The sequence below is a fragment of the Acidovorax sp. Root267 genome (assembly GCF_001429215.1).
Classification (GTDB): Bacteria; Pseudomonadota; Gammaproteobacteria; order Burkholderiales; family Burkholderiaceae_C; genus Acidovorax; species Acidovorax radicis.
This window is the reverse complement of sequence record NZ_LMJC01000012.1, coordinates 219,564-243,651: the sequence shown is the minus strand read 5'-3', so window position 1 is coordinate 243,651 and position 24,088 is coordinate 219,564. Positions and strand designations below refer to the sequence as shown.

Below are 24,088 nucleotides of genomic sequence, written 5' to 3'. Positions count from 1 at the left end.
TCAGTGCAGGCGCCCCACCCGGAGGTAGCACACGGCCATCGGCGCCAGCATCTGCCCGACGGTGCACCGGTCATCGGTGTCGAAGAGGCGATGCACGGGGGTCACGCTGACTGCCGTGATCTGCTGGGGCCGGTCCGTGGTGTTGCGCACTTCGTACACGTGCAGGTAGTCCCTGAACGCAATTTCCAGGTCCGGGTGGTCGGGGATGTCGGCGACGCCCCCGGCCGGGTTGTCCAGCACGACCTCGCTCGACGGCAGTGCGATGGCCTGCCCGCCCCAGGGCATGCACAGCAGCGCCGCACAGGCCAGCAGCCCGGGCAACAGGGCGCGCACCACGCCGTTCGCCCCATGGCGCAGCAGGTGGCGGGCCAGCGCGGCCAGAACCAGCACCAGAGCCGCCAGGGCCCACTGCGACAGCGTGGGCACGGCCTGCACGCTGGCCAGTGGTGCATAGGCCACCGTGCCCACGGGTGCGCCTTGGGCCCAGGCGGTGGGGGCGATGGCAGCGGCGGCCCACAGCAGGGCGCTGCGCGGGGCGGTTCCGAGGCGGAGGGAGGGATTGTTTTTTTGCATTGAATTGCCTTCTGGCGCTTGTTTTAAAAGGGTGGATAGCTATTGTTTTGGGAGTGACTGGCGCGTCCCGCGAAGATGGCCCAGTGCCGGAAAGCACAAGGCCAGCAGTGCGATCGCCCAGGGGTTGAGCGCAGGGACGGGCACGGCGGAAGCCGGGCCACCACCATTGCTGCCACCTGCCGGCGCCGCCAGCAACACGGGCAGGCCGGGGTCGGTGATCTGGCCGGACACGTCGTCGCTATCGCCCAGGCCACCGTCGGTCAATGTCAAGGTCACGCTGCGCCGGTCGGCTGCGAACAGGGCCGCGCTGGGGGCGAGCGTGTACCAGTGGGGCTGGGCGCAGGTGGTGCCCGAGCACTGCAAACCTTCTGGGCTGGGGCCGTGCTTGAGATAGACCGCGCCCAGCGGCACGGGGGTGCTGTAGTGCACCGTCAGGCGGGCGCTGGAGCCTGCCGCGCCGCCGGTCAGCCGGAGGTGCAGGGGCCAGTGGCTTGTGCTGGCACCCGGGGGCAGCGGCGCGGGAAGGGTGTGCTGGAAACTGGCGGTCTCGAGTGTCCAGCCGTTGTTGACGGCAGCTTCCGGCAGGTCGAGTGTTGCGCGGCTCCCCGTGCCCCCGGCCGCGGCCCAGGGGGCCGTGCAGCGCGGCGCGTCGGCTCCACCGTTCTGTCCTGCGCAGGTCCAGGAAAACTCACCCTGGACAGAGGCCACGCTGCTGGCCTGGCCTGCGCTGCACAGGCTGGCACCGGCGGGTGGGGTCGGGCGCGCTTGCCCCGTCGCCGTGCCGCAGGCGCCGCGCACGGCCAGATCCGCAAACACCACGCCCGAGGCCAGTGTGGCCGTACCGCCCGGCGCACTCACCTCCACCGCGGCAGGCCCGGTCGCGTGTGGTGGGGTGATGGCCGTGATGCGGGAGTCGCTCTCCACGGTGAATGCCCGGGCGGCCACACCGCCCAGCACCACCGCCGTGGCATCGGCGAATCCCGATCCGGAGAGGACGAGGGTGGTGCCACCCGCTGCATTCGCCGTGGCCGGTGCCACGCCGGTGAGCGTGGGCGCAGCGACGAATTCGAAGCCGAAAGGGCTATCGGCCCCGCCATAGGGAGTGGTGACGTCGATGGTCACGAAGCCCGGGGACGCCGCGGCGGGGGTGGTGGCGGTGATCCGGGTGGAGCTGTCCACCGTGAAGCTGGCCGCCGGAAAGCCACCAAAGCGCAGGGACGACGCACCGGCCAGGTTGGTGCCCGTGAGGACCACCTGCGTGCCCCCCGCAGCGGACACCTGCGCGGGTGAAGCGCTGGTGAGGGTGGGGCGCAGCTCGGGTGGCACCACATACGTGAAGTACCCGATAGGGTGCACCATGCCGCCGCCGTCGGGTGTGAAGACTTCGAACATCACCGACGTTCCCAGAGGCTGCGGGGGCGCAATGGCCGTGATCTGCGTGTCGCTGTCCACGGTGAAGCTGGCAGCCGCAACGTTCCCGAAACGCACGCCGGTAGCCCCGGTGAAGCCGCCGCCAGCCAGGGTGACCGCCGTGCCGCCGAACATGCTCCCTTCGGTGGGGCTCACGCCGGTGATCGTGGGCTGAGGGATGAACTCGAAGAAGGTGCCGAAGCTGCCGTCCGCAATGCCATAGGCGGTGGTGAGCTCCGTCGAAACCATCCCCGCCGGAGAGGCCGGCGTGGTGGCGGTGACCTGCGTATCGCTGACCACGGTGAACCCTGCCGCCACATTGCCAAAGCGCACCTGGTGGGTGTTGGCCAGGTTGGTGCCCGTGAACGTGACCGTGGTGCCACCGCTGGCTGGGCCCCGCGCTGGCGAGATGTGGGTTACGGTGGGGCGCAGTTCGGGCGGCACCACGTAGGTGAAGTAGCCGATCGGGTGCACCATGCCGCCCGTGGGTGTGACGATATCGAACATCACCGAGGTCCCGGGTGGCTGGGCGGGTGCGATGGCCGTGATCTGCGTGTCGCTGTCCACGGTGAAGCGGGTGGCTCGGATGTTTCCGAAATACACGCCCATAGCCCCTGTGAAGCCGCTGCCGGCCAGCGTGACGGCCGTCCCGCCGTACATGGTGCCCTCGGTAGGGCTCAGGCCGGTGATGGTGGGCGGGCTACCGGCGGATGCAAGGCAGCACAGCATGGCCGCCAGCAGGGCGGCGGCGAGGCGGCGGACAAAGGACATGGTGTGGCGCGCAAGGGGGCAGAGAACAGACTGCGGCGCATCCTAGGCGGGGCCAGCGCGCTGGCTTGACTGTGTGTTTCGACGTTTTTGACTGGCCGTCCTGAAGAACGACCAAGGGGGCTCAAGCGTTGCGAGTGGGGCGGCTACACCTGCAGCGCGCGCACCCAGTCGGCATATTCGGCAGTCGGGCGCATGGCATCGCCCGCCGCGAATGCCCCCGCGCGGTTGGCTGTGCCCCGGGCGGTGGCGCGCACATCGCTGGGCGTGAGGCCAAAGGCCGCGCGAAAGGCGCGGCTGAAATGCGCCTCGCTGGTGAAGCCGGAGCGCGTGGCGATCTCGCCCACCCGCAGCCGGCGGTTGGCCGGGTTGGCCAGGGCGTGGAACGCCCGGACCAGGCGCTGCTGCTGCACGTAGTGCGCCACGCCGCCCAGCGGCTCGAACAGGCGGTACAGCATGCTGCGTGAAATGCCAAACGTGCGGCACAGCAGCTCGGGGCTGAGCGGTGCGCCCAGGCTCTGCGCGATGTATTGCTGGATGCGTTCGAGCGTGACACCCTGGATTTGCGGCTGCGCCTGGGCCAGCGTGTCCCGGCTTGGCCGCAGGCAGGCGGCCAGCATCTGCGTGGTGGCCTGCACCACGGCAGGTGCTTCCGGGAGCGTGACAGCAGGCAAGCGCCGGTGCAGCGACTGCAGGTAGTCGCTGAGCAGCCCGCCCAGCGCCGTGTGGCCGCGCAAGACGGTACCGTGCAGATCGGCCGATGGGCTGCAGAAGGCCTCGTCGGCGATCTCGCGGGGCACGACGATGGACAGCACGTGCGAGGGGTTGGCATAGGTGCGCTGCGTGCGGCCCAGATCAAAGACGGTGATGTCCCCCGCCCGCACCTGCATGTCCACGCCGTTGTCGTGCTGGCCCACGAAACCCCCGCTGCGGTACCACTGCACCAGGTAGTGGTTGACGCCGTCGCGCGCCACGCGTGGCGCACCGCGTGAGAATTGCTGCCGGCCGAAGTGCAGATCGCCCACCAGCAGCGCGCCCAGATGGCACGCGGTCACGGATGCGCTGAAGCTTTCCAGCGGATCGCGGTCCAAAGGGGCGACGTCGAAGACCACCGAAATGCTGCTGCGCCAGGCCTCGAAGCGCTCTTCCCCGGAGCCTTGGTCAGTGGTGAAAACGGTCGATGGCAGAGCGTGGGGCACGGGCATGGCGGCGCGATTATGGCGGCCGATGGGGGTGGGCACCAGGACAAGAGTGCCATCGTGCCCCCGAAAAGACCATGAACAGGTTCTTCGCCTGCAAAGCGGCGGCACGATTCATGCTGGGGAAAACGTGAACGACGTAGTTGCATTGCAACTTAGTCATTTATTTTTTTACTGCAATGTATAAAATGCAAGACATGCAAACGCCGCAACCCAAAGTTTCGTTCAAAGAGCAGATGCACCAGGCGCGCGAGGATGCCATCCTCCAGTCCACCTGCCAGCTCCTGGGCGAAAAGGCTTTCGATGCCATGACCATGGACGACGTGGCCAACGCCGTGGGCATTGCCAAGGCCAGCCTGTACAAGCACTTTTGCAGCAAGGAAGAGCTGTGCAGCGCCGCCATGGTGCAGATTCTGGGTCGCGTGCAGGCCTACCTCGCGGATCTGCCCGCTGAAATGCCCCCGCTCGAAAAGCTCCATGCGCTGGTGCGCTGGTCGCTGGAGCGCCTGCTGAGCAACGAGATGCCGCTGCTGCCCAGCCGCAACTCGACTTTGCGCGCGGTGCTGATGGCCAACAAGGACTATCTCAACGGCCTGGTGACGGTGAGCGACCAGATCGGTGAGTGGATCACCCAGGCCCAGGCCCAGGGCGTGATCAGCCCGACTCTGCCGCCGCTGGTGGTGCTCTATACGCTGTATGCGCGCGCCTGTGACCCGGTGGTGAGCTTTCTCAAGGAAGGTGGCCAGTATTCTGACGCGGAGATCGTGGATCTGGTGGTACGCACCTGTTTTGACGGGTTGGCGGCGCGGTAGTCGCACCTCCCTCCTTGCGTTTCGCACGCATCTAAAAAAAAGAAAGCCCGGCATGCCGGGCTTTCTTGCGTGCGGTTCACCCCACCGGGCTTATTTAGGCAGGATCACCTTGTCCACGGCGTGAACCACACCGTTGCTGGTGAACACATCGGCCATGGTGATGTTGCTGGTGCGCATGTTCTGGTCGGTGATCACGAGGCTCGCGTTCACCGTGAAGGTCTGCCCCTGAACCGTGGCGATGGCGGTGTTGACGGGCACCTCGGCCTTGAGCACGCGCGCGGGCACCACGTGGTAGGTGAGCACCTTGGTCAGCAGGGCGGTATCAGCCAGCAGCGCTGCCTTGGTCACCCCCAACTCGGCCAGCAGCGCTGCAAACGCGGCGTTGGTGGGCGCAAACACCGTGAACGGGCCAGCGCCCTGCAAGGTGCTTGCCAAGCCTGCAGCCACCACCGCTTCCACCAGGATGCTGAAGTCCGGCAGCGCTGATGCAGTGGCGACGATGTCCTTGTTGGCTGGCAGCAGCACCCGGTCCACCAGATGCACCACGCCGTTGCTGGCCTGGATGTCGGTGGCCGTGATGGTGGTGACGCGGTTGCGGCCATCGGTGATCTTGAGCCCATTGGCCGATTCGATCTTGAAGAAACCACCTGCGACGGGCGTGATCGCCTTGCCCAGGGGGACGTCCGCACGCGCGACCTTGCTGCCGAGCACGTGGTAGGTCAGCACCGCCTTCAGCAGGGGCTTGTCGGCCAGCAGGGCCTCCTTGGTCACGCCCAGCTCGCTGAGCAACGCTGCAAAGGCTGCATTGGTGGGGGCGAAAACCGTAAGCATGCCTGTGCTCAAGGTGGGCGCCAGACCTGCAGCCACCACAGCTTCCACGAGGATGCTGAGGTCGGGATTGTTCTGGGCGACTTCGACGATATTGCGCTGGGGCTCGTCGTCGCCGCCGCCACAGGCCTGCAGCAGGGTGGTGCCGGCGCCCAGGGCTGCGGCCAACAAAACGGTACGGCGGTTGAATGCGGTGTGCATGGTGGCTTCTCCTCGCTATGGGATGGTGGGTGGGTGAAAAGAGCGTTGTTCCGCTGGATTACTTGGGCATCAGTACGGTGTCGATGGCGTGGATCACGCCATTGCTCGCAGCCACGTCGGTCGCGATGACCTTGGACTGGTCCACCATCACACCCATGCCGGTGGTGACGGTGATCTCCTGGCCCTGCACGGTCTTGACTTTTCCGGCCTTGACGTCCTTGGCCATCACCTTGCCGGGCACCACGTGGTAGGTCAGGACCTTGGTCAGTGCGGCCTTGTCGGCCAGCAGGCCGTCCAGGGTGGCCTTGGGAATCTTGGCGAAAGCCTCGTCAGTGGGCGCGAACACGGTGAACGGGCCGGGGCCCTTGAGGGTGTCCACCAGGCCTGCCGCCTGCACGGCCGCCACCAGGGTCTTGAAGTTGCCCGCCTTCACGGCGGTATCCACGATGTCCTGGGCCATCACGTTGAAAGCGGCTCCTGCAGTCAGGGCCAATGCAATCAGGGTTTTTTTCATGGGTCGGTTCCTCGGTTTCGATGGAAATGACACGCCAGGATGGGCGCAGCGGGAATGTATAACCAATTGGTTCCAAAGTAAACCAATTGGTTATTATGAAAACCAATTGGTATTGTTTGGGCAAAAAAAAGCCCTGCCTGAGCAGGGCTGGGGCCTTCGGGCCGGGGTGTCCGGGTTAGCGAACGATCAGCAGGGGGACCTTGCAGTGAGCAAGCACCTGGGTGGTGACAGAGCCCATGACCAGGGTTGCCAGGGCGCCATGGCCATGGGAGCCCATCACCAGCAGGTCGAACTTGCCGCTGTCTGCCACCTTGGCGATGTTTTCGCCCACGCTGCCGATCTTGACGCTGCGCTTGGCTTCCACGCCATGGCGCGCGAGGAATTTGCACACGGGTGCGAGGATTTTTTCCGCCTCTTCAGCGTGGTAGCTGTCCACCACTTCCTTGCCCAGAGCGGCGCGTGCGCGTGTTGGCAGGGGAGCCTGCACGGTGAGCGCGGTGTACTGGTGGTTGCCACCGAGCAACTCTTCGTGGGTGGCCAGATAGGCCAGCATTTTTTTGGTGTAAGCGCTGCCATCGACAGCAAGCAGGATGTTCATGAGGTTCTCCGAGAAGGTATGGGCCAGACTACCGTGCGCGGACTTCTGTTGTCTTGACCTGGGTCATGCTTTTTTCTTCTGCGCTGCGGGGCGGCAGAGCCCCGTGTCCTGATCATAAGGTGATGCAGCATTGCGGCTGGAAAGCCGCCTGCTCTCCCTTGCGCGCGTACCCCAGGGGATTGGCCACCACACGGCACTGCCAGGGGCTGCCATCGGCACGCAAGCCCTGCGCCCTGTAGTCGCTCGGTGCGTGAAGGTGGCCGTGCAGCCACAGCTGCGCGTGGGGCAGTAAACCATCCAGGGCATTGCAGAACCCCGCCGTACCGGGCACCAGCCCGTAGCGTGGATCGGCGCTGCGCAGGCTGGGCGCAAAGTGTGTGACAGCCACCGTGGGCCCGTCAAAGGGTGCCGCAAGTGCTTCAGCCAGCCATTGCTGGCAGACCAGTGCGTGGTCGCGCATGGCTTCGGCCAGAAAAGGCGCTGCATGGCGGGTGCCACCCGTCTTGCGCAGGTAGAAATTGGCCGCGCGAAAGGCTTTGTCGCGCAGTTTCAGCCGCCTGCCAAGGTCGGTGCTTCCCTCGTGGTCCGCGAGGGCGTCGAAATCGCTCCAGAGCGTGGTTCCGATGAAACGGACCCCCTGAAGCTCGACGGTTTCGCGCTCCAGCCAGGTGATTCCCAGACGATCGCAGGTGCTGCGAAGTCGATGATGGGCCGCATCGAAATCCTGCGCATCGTATTCGTGGTTGCCAGGGACAAAAAGCACGGGGGTGGGCCAGCCAGCTCCCTGGGGCAACGGCGAAAACCGGGCCAGGCCAAAGTCCTCGTCGCCCAGTTGCGAGCCTTCCTGGTAGGAGCCCACATCGCCGGCAAGCACCAGCACATCGGCGCCGGGCGCTGGTTCGGGGATGAAGTGGGGGTGCGCCTCAAGGTGCAGGTCGGACAAAAGCTGGATGTTCATGCTGGGCGCAGTCTACGGGTTCAGCCCCTTCGCCTCACTGTTCGGGGAAAGTCCGGCGCGCCGAGCGCGCCAGGGCTTGCAGCAGCCAGGTCATCGCGGCCTGCTGCGGGCCACGGCGGCGCCAGAGTGCGTCCACGTGGACCGCCGGCACGTCCAGCGGCAGGGCCCGCTGCACCAGGGCATCGGCAATCCCGGTGACGGGCACAAAGTGGCGGGGCAGCACCGTCAACAGGTCCGAGCCCGACACCACGCGCCCGGCGGTGAAGAACTGGTTGACCGTGATCACCACCTTGCGCTCGCGGCCCAGGGATGCCAGGGCCTCGTCGATGAAACCAAAGGGGCGCCCCGAGAAGCTCACGAGCATGTGGCGCGCGGCGCAATAGGTGTCCAGGGTCAGGGGCGCATCGGCCAGAGGGTGGCCTTGCCGCATCACGCACACGTACTCGCCGTCGTAAAGGCGGCGGCTCTCAAAAGCCACGGCCCCCCCCGATTGCGCGCGGGCGGTCAGGTCGGCCAGCACGGCGGGGAAATAGCCTACCGCCATGTCCGCCGCCTCCTCGTCCAGCAGGCGGCGGGGGTCGCGCGTGGTCAGGGGCAATACGCGGATAGACACGCCGGGCGCCTCGCGCTCAATGATTTCGACCAGGGCCGGAACCAGGGTGGCTGCCGTGGCATCGGCCATGGCCAGCACAAAGGTGGATTCGGCCGTAGCAGGTTCAAAGTGTCCGGGCGCCAGGGATTCCTGCAGGTGGGCCAGCGCCTCGCGCACAGGGGGCCACAGGGCCAGCGCGCGCGGAGTGGGCTCCACGCCCTGGCCGCTGCGCACCACCAGCTCATCTCCCAGCACATCGCGCAGGCGCCGCATCGCGTTGCTCACGGCGGGCTGGGTGATGGACAGCTTGTGCGCTGCGCGTGTGAGGCTGCGCTCGGCCATGACCTCGTCGAAAACACGCAGCAGGTTCAAGTCCAAAGAGCGGAAGTTCAAGGGTGTCATGGTCAATTCATCACCAATATGAATATCAATGATTCAAAATATAAACTTGAATATGCAAAGGGTAAACCCTAATATCACCCCATCGCCCGGCAATCTCGCCACAAGCGTTAGAAAAGGGAAACCGAAATGACCAGCTTTGCACACGTTGAGTACCCCACCGAACACCCCGGCGTTGTCCGCGCCGAAAACGCCGCAGCCGCCCTCAAGCGCGTAGCCGCCAATTTTGACGGTGCCCGTGGCGCCGCCACCCTTCTGCTGGCGGCCGTCGTTTCGGCATTGCTGGTGGTGGCCAACCAGGTCATCGACACCTGGAGCGAAGGCCATCTGCTGGCGGCCTGGATGGTGCTGTGGCTGGTAGCCTTTGCGGCCCTGGCTCTGCTGACCGCCCCTGCCCGCCGCGCCGGTGCCGCACTGCGTGTGGGTGCCCACACCTGGGCTGAAAGCCGCCGCCGCGCTGCGGAAGACGAACGCACCTGGCAAGTGGCCGTGAAGGACCCCCGCATCATGGCCGAACTGAACCACGCCATGGGCATTGCCACCGTGCAAGACATCCGCAAGTACTACTGAGATGGCGACGCACGGCCTGCCGTGCAGTGACCCTGATTCTTGAAGCCGTGGCGAGTGTTCGCCACGGCTTTTTTCATTGCCAGGCCGTCACGGGACGGAAAACGAGGCCCCCGGGGCATGTGCCACGCGGCGCAGGGGCGTAAGGGCTGTTCTTCATGGCCACGCGGGGCGGACCACCCTGATCCAGTATTCGTATCCATCAGCGCAAAAAAAAACCGCCCCTCTTTCAGAAGGGGCGGTTGTCAGGACTGAGAAGAACCGGGGGTCAGCTTGCCAGGCGCTTTTCCAGCGCAGCCTTGGTGTCGAGCAAAGCCAGCGGCAGGTGGTAGGCCAGCTGTTCGAAGTGGGCATCGTGCAGCTTGAACTCCTCCGTCCAGGCCGCCTTGTCGATGCTGGTGACGGCGTCGAACTTCTGGGCGCTGAAATCCAGGCCTGCCCAGTTGATCTCGGCGTACTGGGGTGCCACGCCGAACATCGTCTCCGTGCCCTGGGCCTGGCCTTCGATGCGGTCGATCATCCACTTGAGCACGCGCATGTTGTCGCCGTAGCCAGGCCAGACGAACTTGCCGGCCTCGTCCTTGCGGAACCAGTTCACGCAAAACACCTTGGGCAGCGGCTTGCCGGTGGCGGCGATCTTGCCTTCCATGTTGAGCCAGTGCTGGAAGTAGTCGCTCATGTTGTAGCCGCAGAACGGCAGCATGGCGAACGGGTCGCGGCGCACCACGCCCTGGGCACCGAAGGCGGCGGCGGTGGTCTCCGAGCCCATGGTCGCAGCCATGTACACGCCTTCCGTCCAGGTGCGGGCTTCCGTCACCAGCGGCACGGTGGTGGAGCGGCGGCCGCCGAAGATGAACGCATCGATGGCCACGCCATTGGCGTCGTCCCACTGGGCATCGAGTGCCGGGTTGTTGGCGGCGGCCACCGTGAAGCGCGAGTTGGGGTGGGCTGCCTTGGCGCCGGTTTCCTTGGCGATCTGGGGCGTCCAGTCCTTGCCCTGCCAGTCGATCAGGTGGTCCGGCAGCTTGCCGGTGTCCTTTTCCATGCCTTCCCACCACACGTCGCCGTCATCCGTCAGGGCCACGTTGGTGAAGATCACGTCCTTGCCCAGCGAGAGCATGCAGTTGGGGTTGGTGTGCATGTTGGTGCCGGGGGCCACGCCGAAGTAGCCAGCTTCGGGGTTGATGGCGACCATCTTGCCATCGGCGTTGGGCTTGATCCAGGCGATATCGTCACCGATGGTGGTGACCTTCCAGCCCGCAAAACCAGCCTTGGGCGGCACCAGCATGGAGAAGTTGGTCTTGCCGCAGGCGCTGGGGAAGGCCGCTGCCACGTGGTACTTCTTGCCTTGGGGGTTGGTCACGCCCAGGATGAGCATGTGTTCTGCCAGCCAGCCCTGGTCGCGGCCCATGGTGGAGGCGATGCGCAGGGCCAGGCACTTCTTGCCCAGCAGCGCGTTGCCGCCGTAGCCCGAGCCGTAGGACCAGATCTCGCGCGTTTCGGGGTAGTGCACGATGTACTTGACCTTGGGGTTGCAGGGCCAGCTCGTGGTGTCCTTCTCGCCGTCTGCCAGGGGGGCGCCCACGGTGTGCATGCAGGGCACGAATTCGCCTTCCACGCCCAGCACGTCGTACACGGCCTTGCCCATGCGGGTCATCAGGCGCTGGTTCACGGCCACGTAGGCGCTGTCGGTCAGCTCCACGCCGATGTGGGCGATGTGGCTGCCCAGCGGGCCCATGCTGAAGGGCACCACATACATCGTGCGGCCCTTCATGCAGCCGTCGAACAGGGGCTGCAGCGTGGCCCGCATCTGTGCGGGCGCCATCCAGTTGTTGGTGGGGCCGGCGTCTTCCTTGGTGGCCGAGCAGATGTAGGTGCGGTCTTCCACACGGGCCACGTCCGATGGGTCGGACCAGGCCAGGAAGCTGCCGGGGCGCTTGGCGGGGTTCAGTTTCTTGAAAGTGCCGGCGTCCACCAGCTGCTGGCACAGACGGTCGTACTCTTCCTTCGTGCCATCGCACCAATAGATGGTGTCAGGTTTGCACAGGGCGGCCATGTCGGCCACCCAGGCAAGCAGCCGGGCATTTTTGACGTACGACGGGGCGTTGAGATTCAGGCCCTGCATGGTGGGTGCGTTCATCGGGGAGCTTCCTAAGTTGAAAAAACGTTTTTTCAAAGGAAGCGGACCCCATGGATCGCGGCAAGGCCTGGCGCAAGTGCGGATGCTGAGCGCTGCCTTTGAAAAAACGGCTTTCGTGCTCAGTCGGCGGGCGGGAGCGTGAATCAACCCCACGGGTGGAGGCTAGTTCCACGGATTCCGCGGGTCGGCTGGGATGTCAATTTTATGAATCTGCCGCCCGCTTGTCTGTCAGACACAGGCTAAAATTATGCAAAAAAAACATGGGGTTATGCATGATGGTGCTTTGCCCCGTGCAACGGCGTCAAGTGGCGGCCGAAGCGCCCTTCCAGCGTTCGTAGCCTGCCTTGCGCAGCTCGCAGGCCGGGCAGGTGCCGCAGCCATAACCCCAGGCGTGTGGGGTGTCGCGCACGCCGTGGTAACAGGTGTGGGAGTCGTTCACGATCAGATCGACCAGCGCTGGCCCACCGAGTGACCGGGCCAGTTCCCAGGTTTCGGCCTTGTCCAGCCACATGAGCGGTGTGTCGAACGTGAAACGCTGCCCCATGCCCAGCGACACGGCCACCTGCAAGGCCTTGAGCGTGTCGTCGCGGCAGTCGGGATAGCCCGAAAAATCGGTTTCGCACATGCCGCCCACCAGCGTGTGCAGGCCACGCCGGTAGCCCACGGCAGCCGCCAACTGGAAGAACAGCAGGTTGCGCCCGGGCACAAAGGTGTTGGGCAGGCCGGCGGCGGTCATCTGAATTTCGGTATCGCTGGTCAACGCCGTGTCGCTGATGTGGCCCAGCACGGCCAGATCGATCATGTGGTCCTCGCCCAGCTTTGCTGCCCAGTGCGGGAACTGCGTGCGCAGCGCCGACAGCACCGTCTGGCGCGCCTCCAGCTCCACATGGTGGCGCTGGCCGTAGTCAAAACCGATGGTTTCCACGTGGGCAAAGTTTTCCAGCGCCCAGGCCAGGCAGGTCGTGGAATCCTGGCCACCGGAAAAAAGAACGAGTGCGTGTCCGGGTCTCATGGGAATTCTCCAGGTCAAACGGTGGTGCGGGACGAAAAAAAGCCCCGCGCTGCGGGGCTGGTGGTGGCGCGGGCCGGTGTGATCAGGCCATCGTCACGGCAATGAAGGCCAGCAGGAACATCATGATGCCACCCACCACGGGCAGCACCACGGGTACCAGATGAACGACATTTTCCACGGCGTCGTTCGATGGCGTTGCAGGGGTGTGCGAGGTGTTGTGGTCGGACATGGTGGGCTCCAGATGCTTAAAACTTGCGCAATTCTAGCCGCGCCAGCCTGAGTCGGGCGCAAAACCTGGTGATAGGTCAGATCAGAACGGCCTCCATGCCCGCCGAGCGCAGCTGGCCCAGCACTTCATCCACATGCGCCTTGCCCCGGGTTTGCAGCACCAGTTCGATCTCCACGTTCTGCGCGGCCAGCATCGTGAAAGCGCGCTGGTGGTGCACCTCCTCGATGTTGGCGCCCGCATCGGCCACGGTGGCGGTGATGCGCGCCAGCACGCCCGGTACGTCGCGCGCGCTCACGGTGATGCGTGCCAGCCGGCCTGAGCGCACCATGCCGCGCTCGATGATGGCGGCCAGCAGCAGCGGGTCGATGTTGCCGCCGCACAGCACCAGGCCCACGCGCTTGCCCTTGAAGCGTTCGGGGTAACGCACCAGGGCGGCCAGCCCGGCGGCGCCTGCGCCTTCGACCAGGGTTTTTTCAATCTCCAGCAGCATCAGCACCGCTTGCTCAATGTCGCCTTCATCCACCAGCACCAGGTCGTCCACCAGGCGCTTGACGATCTCCTGCGTGATCTTGCCCGGCGTGCCCACGGCAATGCCCTCCGCGATGGTGGATGTGCCCTGCGGGTGGCTCGTTCCTTTGACGGCATTCACCATGGCGGGGAACCGCGTGGTCTGCACGCCCACGATCTCGATACTGGGCTTGAGGGCCTTGGCGGCCGTGGCCACGCCCGAGATCAGGCCGCCGCCGCCCACGGCGATCACCAGCGTGTCCAGGTCAGGCACGGCCTGCAGCATCTCCAGGCCCAGCGTGCCCTGGCCGGCGGCCACGCCCTCGTCGTCGTAGGGGTGCACAAAGGTCAGCCCCTGCGCATCGGCCAGCGCGTAGGCATGGGCGCGGGCTTCTTCCAGCGTGTCGCCATGCAGCACGACCTCGGCGCCAAAGCCGCGCGTGCGTTCCACCTTCACGCCGGGCGTGAACCGCGGCATCACGATCACGGCGCGCAGGCCCAGTCGCTGCGCGTGGTACGCCACGCCCTGCGCGTGGTTGCCGGCGCTCATGGCCACCACGCCGCGTGCGCGCTCTGCGTCGGTCAGCAGCGTGAGCCGGTTGCAGGCACCACGTTCCTTGAACGACGCGGTGAACTGCAGGTTCTCGAACTTGAGAAACACCTGCGCGCCCACGATTTGCGAAAGCGTTTTGGATTCAACGCACGGAGTGTCCAGCACATGGCCTTGTAGGCGGGTGGCGGCGTCGCGGATGTCTTGGAGGGTCAGCATGGGCCGATTGTGGCGCAGCGGCGTTCGCAGTGGCCCGTTGATGTGTGATTTGGCATCAAATCAGCCTCTGGCGCTTATCTGGAAAGCGCTAGCAGCTATTGTTTTTGAAGCTGCTTACTTGATCCCCAGCCTGCGCGCCAGCTTGTGCAGGTTGCTCGCGTCCACCTCCAGCGCACGCGCGGCCTGGGCCCAGTTGCCCTGGTGGCGGGCCAGGGCCTGCGTGACGGCGAGCCGCTGGCAGGCATCCACGGCGTCGCGCAGCGGGCCCTCGGCGGTGGTGGGGGTGGGCGGCGTGGTGGCCACGGCGGGGGCGCCGGCGTCCAGGGGGGCGTGGGCCACGCTGGCAGCGTCGGCGTCCAGGTCGAGCAGTGCAGGCTCCAGCGTCACGATGTCGGCGCGGTTCACGCCCCGGCTCAGGGCCTTGAGGGCGGCGCGGCTGACCACATGCTCCAGCTCGCGAATGTTGCCCGGCCAGGGGTAGCGGCGCAGTGCGTCCTGTGCGCTGGCCGACAAGCGCAGGCTGCGCAGGCCCAGGCGGGCACGGTTCAGTTCCAGAAAGCGGCCTGCCAGCAGCAGCACATCGTTGCCCCGTTCGCGCAGCGGCGGGATGGGCACGGGGTACACCGACAGCCGGTGGTACAGGTCGGCGCGGAACGCGCCATCGCGCACCTGCTCGCGCAGGTTGCGGTTGGTGGCGGCGATCACGCGCACGTCCACGCGGCGCGGGCGGTCGGCGCCCAGGCGCTGGATCTCGCCGTTCTGCAGCGTGCGCAGCAGCTTGGCCTGCACGGCCAGCGGCAGCTCGCCCACCTCGTCGAGGAACAGCGTGCCGCCCTCGGCCGCCTCGAAGCGCCCCGGCCGGTCGGCCACCGCGCCGGAGAACGCGCCGCGCACGTGGCCGAAGAGCTCGCTCTCGGCCAGTGACTCGGGCAGCGCCGCGCAGTTCACGTGCACCAGGGGCTTGGTGCGGCGCGTGGACTGGCGGTGCAGCAGGCGCGCGAACAGCTCCTTGCCCACGCCGGTCTCACCCAGCAGCAACACGGGCAGGTCCGAGCCCGCCACCACCTCCAGCTCGTGTAGCAGGCGCAGCAGGGGCTCGCTCTGGCCGACGATCTCCATGTCGCCATCGCCCGCGCGGGTGGTGCGCTCGTCGTCGGCGCTGCGGGTGTGGGGGGCGCTGCGCAGCGCCTGCACCTCGCGCTCCAGCCGCGAGATGCGCACGGCCGCCTCCACCAGCACCTTGCAGTCGGCCAGCGCAGCACGTGCGGCCTCGCCAAAGGTGCCGGTCTGCAGTGCGTCGAGCGTCAGCACACCCCAGGGCTGGCCGTCCACCCACAGGCTCACGCCCATGCAGTCGTGCACGGGCAGGGGCTCGCCCACCAGGGTGTCGAGCAGGCCGTCGTAGGGGTCGGGCAGGGTGCTGTCGTGGTCAAAGCAGGTCACCTCACGCCGCGCCAGGATGGCCGCGAGCCGGGGGTGCTGGCTGACCACAAAGCGCCGGCCCAGCGCCTCCCGCACCAGGCCTTCCACGGCCACGGGGCGCAGGTGGTCTTCCTCCAGCTGCAGCAGCGCCACGGCGCCGGAATGAAAGCGCGTGCGCAGGTGGTCCACCAGCCGCTGCAGGCGCACGGCCTGGGGCAGATCGGTGGCCAGGTCGGCCAGCAGGGGGCGGTGGTCCATGGTGATATTTACCTTTAATGGGTGAATTAGACCCTATATGTGGATGGTAAAAAAGACCACGATTGGTGTAAGTGGTTGATTTGATGGGCCAGAAGCTCTGGCCCAGCGCTTGCAATGTGGGCAGTGACACCGATTCACTCGTTCCGAAAAGCCATGACCACAAGACCCCGACCCCATGCCGCCAGCGCACGCTGGCGCCGCCCCTTCGTTGTTGTTCTGTTGAAGCAGGAGGCCCGCCATGGGTAACTACCGCAAGCTCTGGTTCACGCTGATCGGCGTGCTCATCGTCACCTTCAGCCTGCTGGGCTACTACGGTGCCGAGGTCTACCGCACCGCGCCGCCCATCCCCGCGAAGATCGCCACGGCAGGGGGTGAAGTGCTTTTCACCCACGACAGCATCCTCGACGGCCAGACCGCCTGGCAGTCGGTGGGGGGCATGCAGCTGGGCTCCATCTGGGGCCACGGCGCCTACCAGGCGCCCGACTGGACAGCCGACTGGCTGCACCGCGAGCTGCTCAACTGGCTTGACGTCGCCGCCGAGCGTGCGCACGGCAAGCCCTTTGCCGAGCTCGACGCCCCAGCCCAGGCCGTGCTGCGCGACCGCATGAAGACCGAGTACCGCACCAACACCTACCACCCCGAGACGGGTGTGGCCACGGTGTCCTCGGTGCGGGCCGACGCGATCGCGATGACCGCGCTGTACTACGACCAGCTTTTCAGCGACGTGCCCGCGCTGCACAAGACCCGCGAGCACTTCGCCATGAAGGAGAACACCCTGCCCAGCGCCGAGCGGCGCGCGCAGATGACAGGTTTCTTCTTCTGGACGGCCTGGGCCGCCGCCACCGAGCGCCCCGGCACCACGGCCACCTACACCAACAACTGGCCGCACGAGCCACTCATAGGCAACAAGCCCACGGCCGAGAACATGGTCTGGTCGGTGATGAGCGTGGTCGTGATGATGGCGGGCGTGGGCTTCCTCGTGTGGGGCTGGTCCTTCCTGCGCAAGCACGACGAGGTGGAACCCACGCCACCCCAGCACGACCCACTCTCGCGCGTGCCGCTCACGCCCTCGCAGCGCGCCCTGGGCAAGTATTTGTTCCTCATCGTGGCGCTGTTCAGCTTCCAGGTGCTGCTGGGCGGCTTCACGGCCCACTACACGGTGGAAGGCCAGCAGTTCTACGGCATCAACGTGTCGCAGTGGTTCCCGTATTCGCTGGTGCGCACCTGGCACATCCAGAGCGCGCTGTTCTGGATCGCCACGGGCTTCCTGGCTGCCGGCCTGTTCCTCGCGCCGCTCATCAACGGCGGCAAGGACCCGGCCTACCAGAAGCTGGGCGTGGACATCCTGTTCTGGGCGCTGGTGGTGGTGGTCGTGGGCTCGTTCACCGGCAACTACCTGGCCATCGCGCAGATCATGCCGCCCGAGTGGAACTTCTGGCTGGGCCACCAGGGCTATGAATACGTGGACCTGGGCCGCCTGTGGCAGATCGGCAAGTTCACCGGCATCGCCTTCTGGCTGGTGCTCATGCTGCGCGGCATCGTGCCGGCGCTGCGCACTCCCGGCGGCGACAAGAACCTGCTGGCGCTGCTGACGGCGTCGGTGGTGGCCATCGGCCTCTTCTACGGTGCGGGTTTCTTCTACGGCGAACGCACCCACCTGTCGGTGATGGAGTACTGGCGCTGGTGGGTGGTGCACCTGTGGGTGGAGGGCTTCTTCGAAGTCTTCGCCACCACGGCGCTGGCCTTCATCTTCTCGACGCTGGGGCTGGTGTCGGTGCGCATGGCCACCACGGCCAGCCTGGCCTCGGCCTCGCTGTTCATGCTGGGCGGCGTGCCCGGCACCTTCCACCACCTGTACTTTGCAGGCACCACCACCCCGGTGATGGCGGTGGGCGCAGCCTTCAGCGCGCTCGAAGTGGTGCCGCTGGTCGTGCTGGGCCACGAGGCCTGGGAACACTGGCGCCTGCAGCACCGCACGCCCTGGATGGCCCGCCTGCGCTGGCCGCTGATGTGCTTCGTGGCCGTGGCCTTCTGGAACATGCTGGGCGCGGGTGTCTTCGGCTTCATGATCAACCCGCCCATCTCGCTGTACTACGTGCAGGGCCTGAACACCACGCCGGTGCATGCCCACGCCGCGCTGTTCGGGGTGTATGGCTTCCTGGCGCTCGGCTTCACGCTGCTGGTGCTGCGCTACATCCGGCCGCAGCTGGTGTTCAGCGAGCGGCTCATGAAGACGGGCTTCTGGTGGCTCAACGCCGGCCTGGTGCTGATGATCGCCACCAGCCTGTTCCCCATTGCCCTGTTCCAGTTCCATGCCAGCGTGAGCGAAGGCCTGTGGTACGCCCGGGGCGAGGAGTTCATGCAACAGCCCTTCATCCAGACGCTGCGCTGGGTGCGCACCTTCGGCGACGTGGTCTTCATCGTTGGCGCGCTGGCCATGGCCTGGCAGGTGGTGAGCGGTGTGTTCGGTTCGCGCGCCCCGGCAGCCACCGCAGGGGTTTACCTGGCGGAGTCCCGCCGCTGATCCGCGCCGCGCGCTGCCGTCACCACCTCGGCGGCAGCGCAGGCCCTTCATTCATCCCACAAGGAGTGAGCATGAACCTCGACAAATTCAAGCACCAGCACACCGACATCCTGCGCAGCATCGCCACCTTGCGCGCCCTGGCCCAGGCGGGCGTGGAAGGCAATGCCCGCGCCATCGCGCAGGGCATCGTGGCCATGAGCGGCACCATCAAGCTGCACCTGGCCGTGGAAGACCAGGTGCTCTACCCCGCACTGCAGCGTGGCGCCAACCCCGAACTGGCGCGCCTGGGCCGCCAGTACCAGAGCGAGATGGCCTCGATTGCCAGCGCCTACGACGCCTTTGCGCGCCGCTGGAACACGGCCGAGAACGTGCGCCGCGATGCGCAGGGCTTTCGGGACGAGGCCAATGTGGTGCTGCGCCGGGTGTTCGAGCGCATGCAGCGCGAAGACCACGACTTCTATCCCCGCATCGAGGAGGAAGAAACCGCCGCCTGCCATTGAGCGCCAACGAGAGCGCAGCCCGGCCGCAGCGGTGTGGCCCCCACGGCCCACAACCCCCCAAAGAAAAACAACCCACCCTTTTCTTACGCACCCCTGGTGCGCCAGCGTGCCATCACACGTACCCCCATCCATCGGTAGGGCCTGACGGCACCTCCCTTTCGCCGGCCTTTGTGCCGGCATTTTTTTTACCCCTGCTTACCGCCTCGATTGTGTTGGATCAAACTACCTATAGTGTTCGATGGGTATCGTGGACACCATAGGTAGTGTTTTTAATCCGTTCCATAGATTGGTCGAACCCATGGCGCCCACCCTTGTCACCTTGCCCCGCGATGTTGTGTTGCGCAGTGGCCAGCGTGTTCCTTTTGACGCCGAACGCATCCGCGCAGCGCTGGCCAGTGCGGGCCAGGCCTCGGGCGAATATGGCGCCGAAGAAGCGGCGCTGCTCACCGCGCAGGTCACCAAGGTGCTGATCCACCGCTTCCAGGGCGAAGCCCCCACGGTGGAGCAAATCCAGGACGTGGCCGAGCAGACGCTGATCGCCGCCAACCACCTGGCCACGGCGCGCGCCTACATCGTCTACCGCGAGCAGCACGCCACGCTGCGCGCCGATAGGCAGACGCTGGTCGATGTGGAAAGCTCCATCAATGAATACCTCACGCGTGCCGACTGGCGCGTGAACGCCAACGCCAACCAGGGCTATTCGCTGGGCGGGCTGATCCTGAACGTGGCAGGGAAGGTCACGGCCAACTACTGGCTGTCGCACGTCTACACGCCCGAGATCGGCGAGGCGCACCGCAATGGCGATATCCACATCCACGACCTCGACATGCTCAGCGGCTACTGCGCAGGCTGGTCGCTGCGCACACTGCTGCACGAGGGGCTCAACGGCGTGCCGGGCAAGGTGGAGGCGGGGCCGCCCAAACACATGAGTTCCGCCGTGGGACAGATCGTGAACTTCCTGGGCACGCTGCAAAACGAGTGGGCGGGCGCGCAGGCGTTCTCGTCGTTCGACACCTACATGGCGCCGTTTGTGCGCATCGATGCCATGGACTACGCCGCCGTGCGCCAGTGCATCCAGGAGCTGGTCTACAACCTCAACGTGCCCTCGCGCTGGGGCACGCAGACGCCGTTCACCAACCTCACCTTCGACTGGACCTGCCCCGAAGACCTGTGCGAGCAGGTGCCCGTGATCGCGGGCCAGGAGATGCCCTTCGCGTATGGCGACCTGCAGGCCGAGATGGACCTCATCAACCGCGCCTACATCGACGTCATGACCACGGGCGACGCCAAGGGCCGCGTGTTCACCTTCCCCATCCCCACCTACAACATCACCAAGGACTTCCCCTGGGAGAGCGAGAACGCGCAGCTGCTGTTCGACATGACAGCCAAGTACGGTCTGCCGTACTTCCAGAACTTCATCAACTCCGAGCTGGAGCCCAACATGGTGCGCTCCATGTGCTGCCGCCTGCAGCTCGATTTGCGCGAGCTCTTGAAGCGCGGCAACGGCCTGTTCGGCAGCGCCGAGCAGACGGGCAGCCTGGGCGTGGTCACCATCAACTGCGCACGGCTGGGCTACCAGCACGCGGGCGACGAAGCGGGTTTGCTCGCCGCACTCGACCGCCTGCTGGAACTGGGCCAACAAAGCCTGGAGACCAAGCGCAAGCTCATCCAGCGCCTGATGGACCAGGGCTTGTTCCCCTACACCAAGCGGTATCTGGGCACGCTGCGCAACCACTTTTCCACGCTGGGCGTGAACGGCATCAACGAGATGATCCGCAACTTCACGGCGGACCAGCACGACATCACCAGCGAGTGGGGCCACGCGTTTGCCGTGCGCCTGCTCGACCACGTGCGCGAGCGCATGACCGCCTTCCAGGAGGAAACCGGCCACCTCTACAACCTGGAGGCCACACCCGCCGAAGGCACGACCTACCGCTTCGCGAAGGAAGACAAAAAGCGCTGGCCCGGCATCCTGCAGGCCGGCACGGAGCAGCAGCCCTACTACACCAACTCCTCGCAGCTGCCCGTGGGCTTCACCGACGACCCGTTCGAGGCCCTGATGCGCCAGGAGACGCTGCAATCCAAATACACCGGCGGCACCGTGCTGCATCTGTACATGGGCGAGCGCTTGTCCAGCGGCGCGGCCTGCCGCGATCTGGTGCGGCGCGCGCTCACACGGTTTCGCCTGCCCTACATCACCGTCACGCCCACGTTCTCGATCTGCCCCACCCACGGCTACCTGGCGGGCGAGCACCCGTTCTGCCCGCGCTGCGACGAAGAGCGGCTGGACGCCAAGCGGCGGCGTCTGGTTGCTTAGTGTGGTGTTGCACGCTATCCGGCACTTAAAACCGCGTCTTTTCGGCCAGGGCTGCGTTGCAAATCCTCGCGATACCTACGGGTATCGCTGTGGCTTGCGCCTTGCCCTGACCAAAAATCCATCGGTTTTAAATGTGCCGTCAAGCATGCAACACCACACCAGATTTTGAGCAAAAAGTGGCCCTGGCGCTTGATAGTCAAGCGCAAGTAGCTATCAAAACAGAAGCAAATCATTTCCTCCACCCCCGAAAGGACCCCGGCATGAGCCATTTCTCCGCCACCGAACACATCGCCATCTCCAGCGCCGCCGCCGTGCAGCTCACCGACGACGAGCGCCAGCCCTGCGAGGTCTGGACCCGCGTCATGGGCTACCACCGCCCCGTGGCCAGCTTCAATACCGGCAAACAGGGCGAGCATGCCGAACGCCGCTTCTTCGCCGAAATGCACCGTGGCTCCAGCTGCAACGGCTGCTGAGCCCGGTGCCGCCGCCCTGCGCCTGGGCGGCCTCACGCCGCTGACCACCATCGATTTCCCCGGCCGCCTCGCGGCCGTTTTCTATTGCCAGGGTTGCCCCTGGCGCTGCGGCTACTGCCACAATCCCGGGCTGCTCGACGCCGCCGCGCCCCCGGCGTTGCCGTGGGACCAGGCGCTGCAGTTTCTGCACAGCCGCCGGGGCCTGCTCGACGGCGTGGTGTTTTCGGGCGGCGAGCCGACGCTGCAAGCCGCGCTGCCCGCTGCGGTGGATGCCGTGCGCGCACTGGGCCTGCAGACCGCGCTGCACACCGGCGGCATGTACCCCGGGCGGCTGGCGGCACTGCTGCCGCGCCTCCACTGGGTGGGGCTGGACATCAAGGCCCTGCCGCAGCGCTATGACGCCATCACCGCCACCCCCGGCAGCGGCGCGCGCGCCTGGGCCGCGCTCGATGCCATGCTGGCCCATGGCATCGACCACGAATGCCGCACCACCTGGCACGCAGGCTTGTTTGGTGTGGACGAACTGCTGGAACTGGCCCAGGCCCTGGCCGCGCGCGGGGTGCGGCATTGGGCGCTGCAGGAATGCCGCGTGCTCGGCGCCCCGGCCTGGGCGCTGGCGCCCACACACCAGCAGCAACTGGCCGCGCTGTTTTCCGGATTCACCTTGCGCCGGGTGTGAGCGCCGGGCGCAGATTTCCTGCGTTGCAGATCCCTGCATGAAATGAACCTGCAAATACGGCCGCTGTTGCACACGCTTTGATGCGCGTCAGAGGTGCTTTGCGCGGCCCGCGCGGATCATTCGCGCCACCGCCGCACACCGGCACCACCTTGTCAGGAAATCCTCCATGAACCCCCTCGGCCTCCAGCTGCTGCACGCGCTCAAAACCCACGGCGCGCGCGAGATCTTCGGCATCCCCGGTGATTTCATCCTGCCCTTGTTCGCGCAGATCGAGGAAAGCGGCATCCTGCCGCTGGTCACGCTCAGCCACGAACCCTCGCTGGGTTTTGCCGCCGATGCCGCCGCGCGCATGCACTGCGGGCTGGGCGTGGTGGCTGTCACCTACGGCGCGGGCGCGCTCAACGTGGTCAATGCGGTGGCGGGGGCCTATGCCGAGCGCTCGCCGCTGGTGGTGCTGGCCGGCTGCCCCGGCGAGGTCGAGGCTCATTCCGGCCTGGTGCTGCACCACCAGGTGCGCCATGTCGATTCGCAGTGGCGCATCTTCCGCGAGATCACCTGCGACCAGGTGCGCCTGTCCGACCCCGCCACCGCGCCAGCCGACCTTGCCCGCGTGCTGCGCAGCTGCCGCGAATACTCGCAGCCCGTGCTCATCGAGGTGCCGCGCGACATGACGCTGCACCCCATGGCCGAGGTGCCGGTGCTGCCCCCCAGCCCGTTCAACGCAGCCGCCGTGGCCGAATGCGCCGACGAATGGATGGCCCGCATCCAGGCGGCCCGGCGCCCCGTGCTGGTGGTGGACGTGGAGGTGCGCCGCTTTGGCCTGGAAGCCCGCGTGGCCGAACTCGCGCGCCGCCTGCAGCTGCCCGTGCTCACCACCTTCATGGGCCGGGGCCTGCTGGCCGAGGACGCGGGGCATGCCGGCGTGCCCTTCCACGGCACCTACCTGGGCGTGGCGGGCGCACCGGAGACCAGCGCGCTGCTGGACGATTCCGACCTGCCCGTGATGCTGGGCGCCATCCTGTCGGACAGCAACTTCGGCGTGAGCGCCCAGCGCATGGACTTCCGCCGCGCGCTGATCGCCGCGCACCGCGAGGCGCGCGTGGGCCACCACCTGTACCCGGACATCCCCCTGGCCGCGCTGGTGGAGGCGTTGCTGGCCCGTGCCCCGGCAGCGGGCGTAGCGACGGCACGCGCGCTGCCCCCCCCGCCCATCTGCCCCGAAGGCCTGGTGGCCGACGATGCGCCCGTGTGTGCGGCCGACCTCTCCCGCGCGCTCAACGACCGCATCCGCACGCACGGCCCCATGAACATCGTCTCGGACATCGGCGACTGCCTGTTCGCCGCCATGGAGCTGCTGCCCACGCCGCTGGTGGCGCCGGGCTACTACGCGTCGATGGGGTTCGGGGTGCCGGCCGGCATTGGCGCCCAGGTGGCCACGGGCCAGCGCAGCCTGATCCTGGTGGGCGACGGCGCCTTCCAGATGACGGGCTGGGAGCTGGGCAATTGCCCGCGCCTGGGGCTGGACCCCATCGCCATCGTGCTCAACAACCAGACCTGGGAGATGATCCGCGCGTTCCAGACCACGTCGCGCTGCGCCGCGCTCGGCGACTGGCACCTGGCCGATGCTGCCGACGCGCTGGGCGGGCGCGGCCACCGGGTGCACACGCGCGCCCAGTTCAAGGCGGCGCTCGATGCCGCGTTTTCCGAGCGCGGGCGCTTCCAGCTCATTGAACTGATGGTGCCGCCGGGCGACAGCACGCCCACGTTGCGGCGGTTTTCTGACGGCATCCGGGCCCTGCGGACATGGGCTTCCTAGTCATTGCGAGGAGCAAAAATATC

The 24,088-nt window shown here is 66.5% G+C and carries 21 protein-coding genes; 8 read left to right on the top strand and 13 right to left on the bottom strand.

Annotated features, from left to right (window positions below; translation table 11 throughout):
- From ASE39_RS10625 to ASE39_RS10615, 3 genes are all read right to left on the bottom strand, one after another.
- Complete coding sequence (locus ASE39_RS10625) at positions 1–573, bottom strand: midcut-by-XrtH protein (RefSeq protein WP_057271112.1); 573 nt, start codon at positions 571–573, stop codon at positions 1–3.
- Between the two features lie 39 nt (positions 574–612).
- A complete protein-coding gene (locus ASE39_RS10620; protein ID WP_057271111.1) occupies positions 613–2,754 on the bottom strand; it encodes an IPTL-CTERM sorting domain-containing protein in 2,142 nt (713 codons plus the stop codon).
- Positions 2,755–2,897: 143 nt separating this feature from the next.
- Positions 2,898–3,956, bottom strand: coding sequence for a helix-turn-helix domain-containing protein (locus tag ASE39_RS10615; RefSeq protein WP_057271437.1), 1,059 nt, complete (start codon positions 3,954–3,956; stop codon positions 2,898–2,900).
- 182 nt (positions 3,957–4,138) lie between these two features.
- On the opposite strand from ASE39_RS10615, the gene ASE39_RS10610 reads away from it, so the two are divergent.
- Entirely contained in the window at positions 4,139–4,762 is a 624-nt protein-coding gene (locus tag ASE39_RS10610; RefSeq protein WP_082615395.1) for a TetR/AcrR family transcriptional regulator, read from the top strand.
- A gap of 90 nt (positions 4,763–4,852) precedes the next feature.
- On the opposite strand, the gene ASE39_RS10605 is transcribed toward ASE39_RS10610, so the two are convergent.
- The 5 genes from ASE39_RS10605 to ASE39_RS10585 all read right to left on the bottom strand — a co-directional run bounded on the left by ASE39_RS10605 (position 4,853) and on the right by ASE39_RS10585 (position 8,855).
- Positions 4,853–5,791, bottom strand: coding sequence for a fasciclin domain-containing protein (locus tag ASE39_RS10605; RefSeq protein WP_057271110.1), 939 nt, complete (start codon positions 5,789–5,791; stop codon positions 4,853–4,855).
- Between the two features lie 58 nt (positions 5,792–5,849).
- Positions 5,850–6,305, bottom strand: a complete 456-nt coding sequence (locus ASE39_RS10600) for a fasciclin domain-containing protein (RefSeq protein ID WP_029414222.1) — start codon at positions 6,303–6,305, stop codon at positions 5,850–5,852.
- Positions 6,306–6,480: 175 nt separating this feature from the next.
- Entirely contained in the window at positions 6,481–6,903 is a 423-nt protein-coding gene (locus tag ASE39_RS10595) for a universal stress protein (protein WP_010465296.1), read from the bottom strand.
- A gap of 112 nt (positions 6,904–7,015) precedes the next feature.
- Complete coding sequence (locus tag ASE39_RS10590) at positions 7,016–7,861, bottom strand: metallophosphoesterase (RefSeq protein ID WP_057271109.1); 846 nt, start codon at positions 7,859–7,861, stop codon at positions 7,016–7,018.
- 34 nt (positions 7,862–7,895) lie between these two features.
- A complete protein-coding gene (locus ASE39_RS10585; RefSeq protein ID WP_057228024.1) occupies positions 7,896–8,855 on the bottom strand; it encodes a LysR family transcriptional regulator in 960 nt (319 codons plus the stop codon).
- A gap of 126 nt (positions 8,856–8,981) precedes the next feature.
- Here ASE39_RS10585 and ASE39_RS10580 point away from each other — a divergent pair, with 126 nt between their 5' ends.
- On the top strand, positions 8,982–9,422 hold the full coding sequence (locus ASE39_RS10580; protein WP_057271108.1) for a hypothetical protein: 441 nt from the start codon (positions 8,982–8,984) through the stop codon (positions 9,420–9,422).
- A gap of 265 nt (positions 9,423–9,687) precedes the next feature.
- Here the strand turns inward: ASE39_RS10580 and ASE39_RS10575 are convergent, their stop codons facing one another.
- The 5 genes from ASE39_RS10575 to norR form a co-directional block, all read right to left on the bottom strand.
- On the bottom strand, positions 9,688–11,559 hold the full coding sequence (locus ASE39_RS10575) for a phosphoenolpyruvate carboxykinase (GTP) (RefSeq protein ID WP_057271107.1): 1,872 nt from the start codon (positions 11,557–11,559) through the stop codon (positions 9,688–9,690).
- A 301-nt stretch (positions 11,560–11,860) separates the two neighbouring features.
- Positions 11,861–12,571, bottom strand: coding sequence for a 7-cyano-7-deazaguanine synthase QueC (queC, locus tag ASE39_RS10570; protein ID WP_057228030.1), 711 nt, complete (start codon positions 12,569–12,571; stop codon positions 11,861–11,863).
- A gap of 82 nt (positions 12,572–12,653) precedes the next feature.
- Positions 12,654–12,800, bottom strand: coding sequence for a hypothetical protein (locus ASE39_RS26885; RefSeq protein WP_010465307.1), 147 nt, complete (start codon positions 12,798–12,800; stop codon positions 12,654–12,656).
- A 76-nt stretch (positions 12,801–12,876) separates the two neighbouring features.
- Positions 12,877–14,076 (bottom strand): threonine ammonia-lyase, encoded by a 1,200-nt coding sequence (locus ASE39_RS10565; RefSeq protein ID WP_057271106.1) that lies wholly within the window; start codon positions 14,074–14,076, stop codon positions 12,877–12,879.
- 114 nt (positions 14,077–14,190) lie between these two features.
- On the bottom strand, positions 14,191–15,756 hold the full coding sequence (norR, locus tag ASE39_RS10560; protein ID WP_057228034.1) for a nitric oxide reductase transcriptional regulator NorR: 1,566 nt from the start codon (positions 15,754–15,756) through the stop codon (positions 14,191–14,193).
- A 238-nt stretch (positions 15,757–15,994) separates the two neighbouring features.
- Here norR and ASE39_RS10555 point away from each other — a divergent pair, with 238 nt between their 5' ends.
- From ASE39_RS10555 to ipdC, 6 genes are all read left to right on the top strand, one after another.
- Positions 15,995–18,280 (top strand): nitric-oxide reductase large subunit, encoded by a 2,286-nt coding sequence (locus ASE39_RS10555; RefSeq protein WP_057271105.1) that lies wholly within the window; start codon positions 15,995–15,997, stop codon positions 18,278–18,280.
- Positions 18,281–18,351: 71 nt separating this feature from the next.
- Positions 18,352–18,780 (top strand): hemerythrin domain-containing protein, encoded by a 429-nt coding sequence (locus tag ASE39_RS10550; RefSeq protein ID WP_057271104.1) that lies wholly within the window; start codon positions 18,352–18,354, stop codon positions 18,778–18,780.
- 298 nt (positions 18,781–19,078) lie between these two features.
- On the top strand, positions 19,079–21,097 hold the full coding sequence (locus ASE39_RS10545; RefSeq protein ID WP_057271103.1) for a ribonucleoside triphosphate reductase: 2,019 nt from the start codon (positions 19,079–19,081) through the stop codon (positions 21,095–21,097).
- Between the two features lie 260 nt (positions 21,098–21,357).
- Positions 21,358–21,570, top strand: coding sequence for an anaerobic ribonucleoside-triphosphate reductase (gene nrdD / locus ASE39_RS10540; RefSeq protein WP_057271102.1), 213 nt, complete (start codon positions 21,358–21,360; stop codon positions 21,568–21,570).
- Positions 21,545–22,249, top strand: a complete 705-nt coding sequence (locus tag ASE39_RS10535) for an anaerobic ribonucleoside-triphosphate reductase activating protein (RefSeq protein WP_140426745.1) — start codon at positions 21,545–21,547, stop codon at positions 22,247–22,249. The genes nrdD and ASE39_RS10535 overlap by 26 nt, the downstream gene beginning before the upstream one ends.
- Before the next feature lie 166 nt (positions 22,250–22,415).
- Positions 22,416–24,065 (top strand): indolepyruvate/phenylpyruvate decarboxylase, encoded by a 1,650-nt coding sequence (ipdC, locus tag ASE39_RS10530; protein ID WP_057271100.1) that lies wholly within the window; start codon positions 22,416–22,418, stop codon positions 24,063–24,065.
- Positions 24,066–24,088 lie beyond the last annotated feature (23 nt).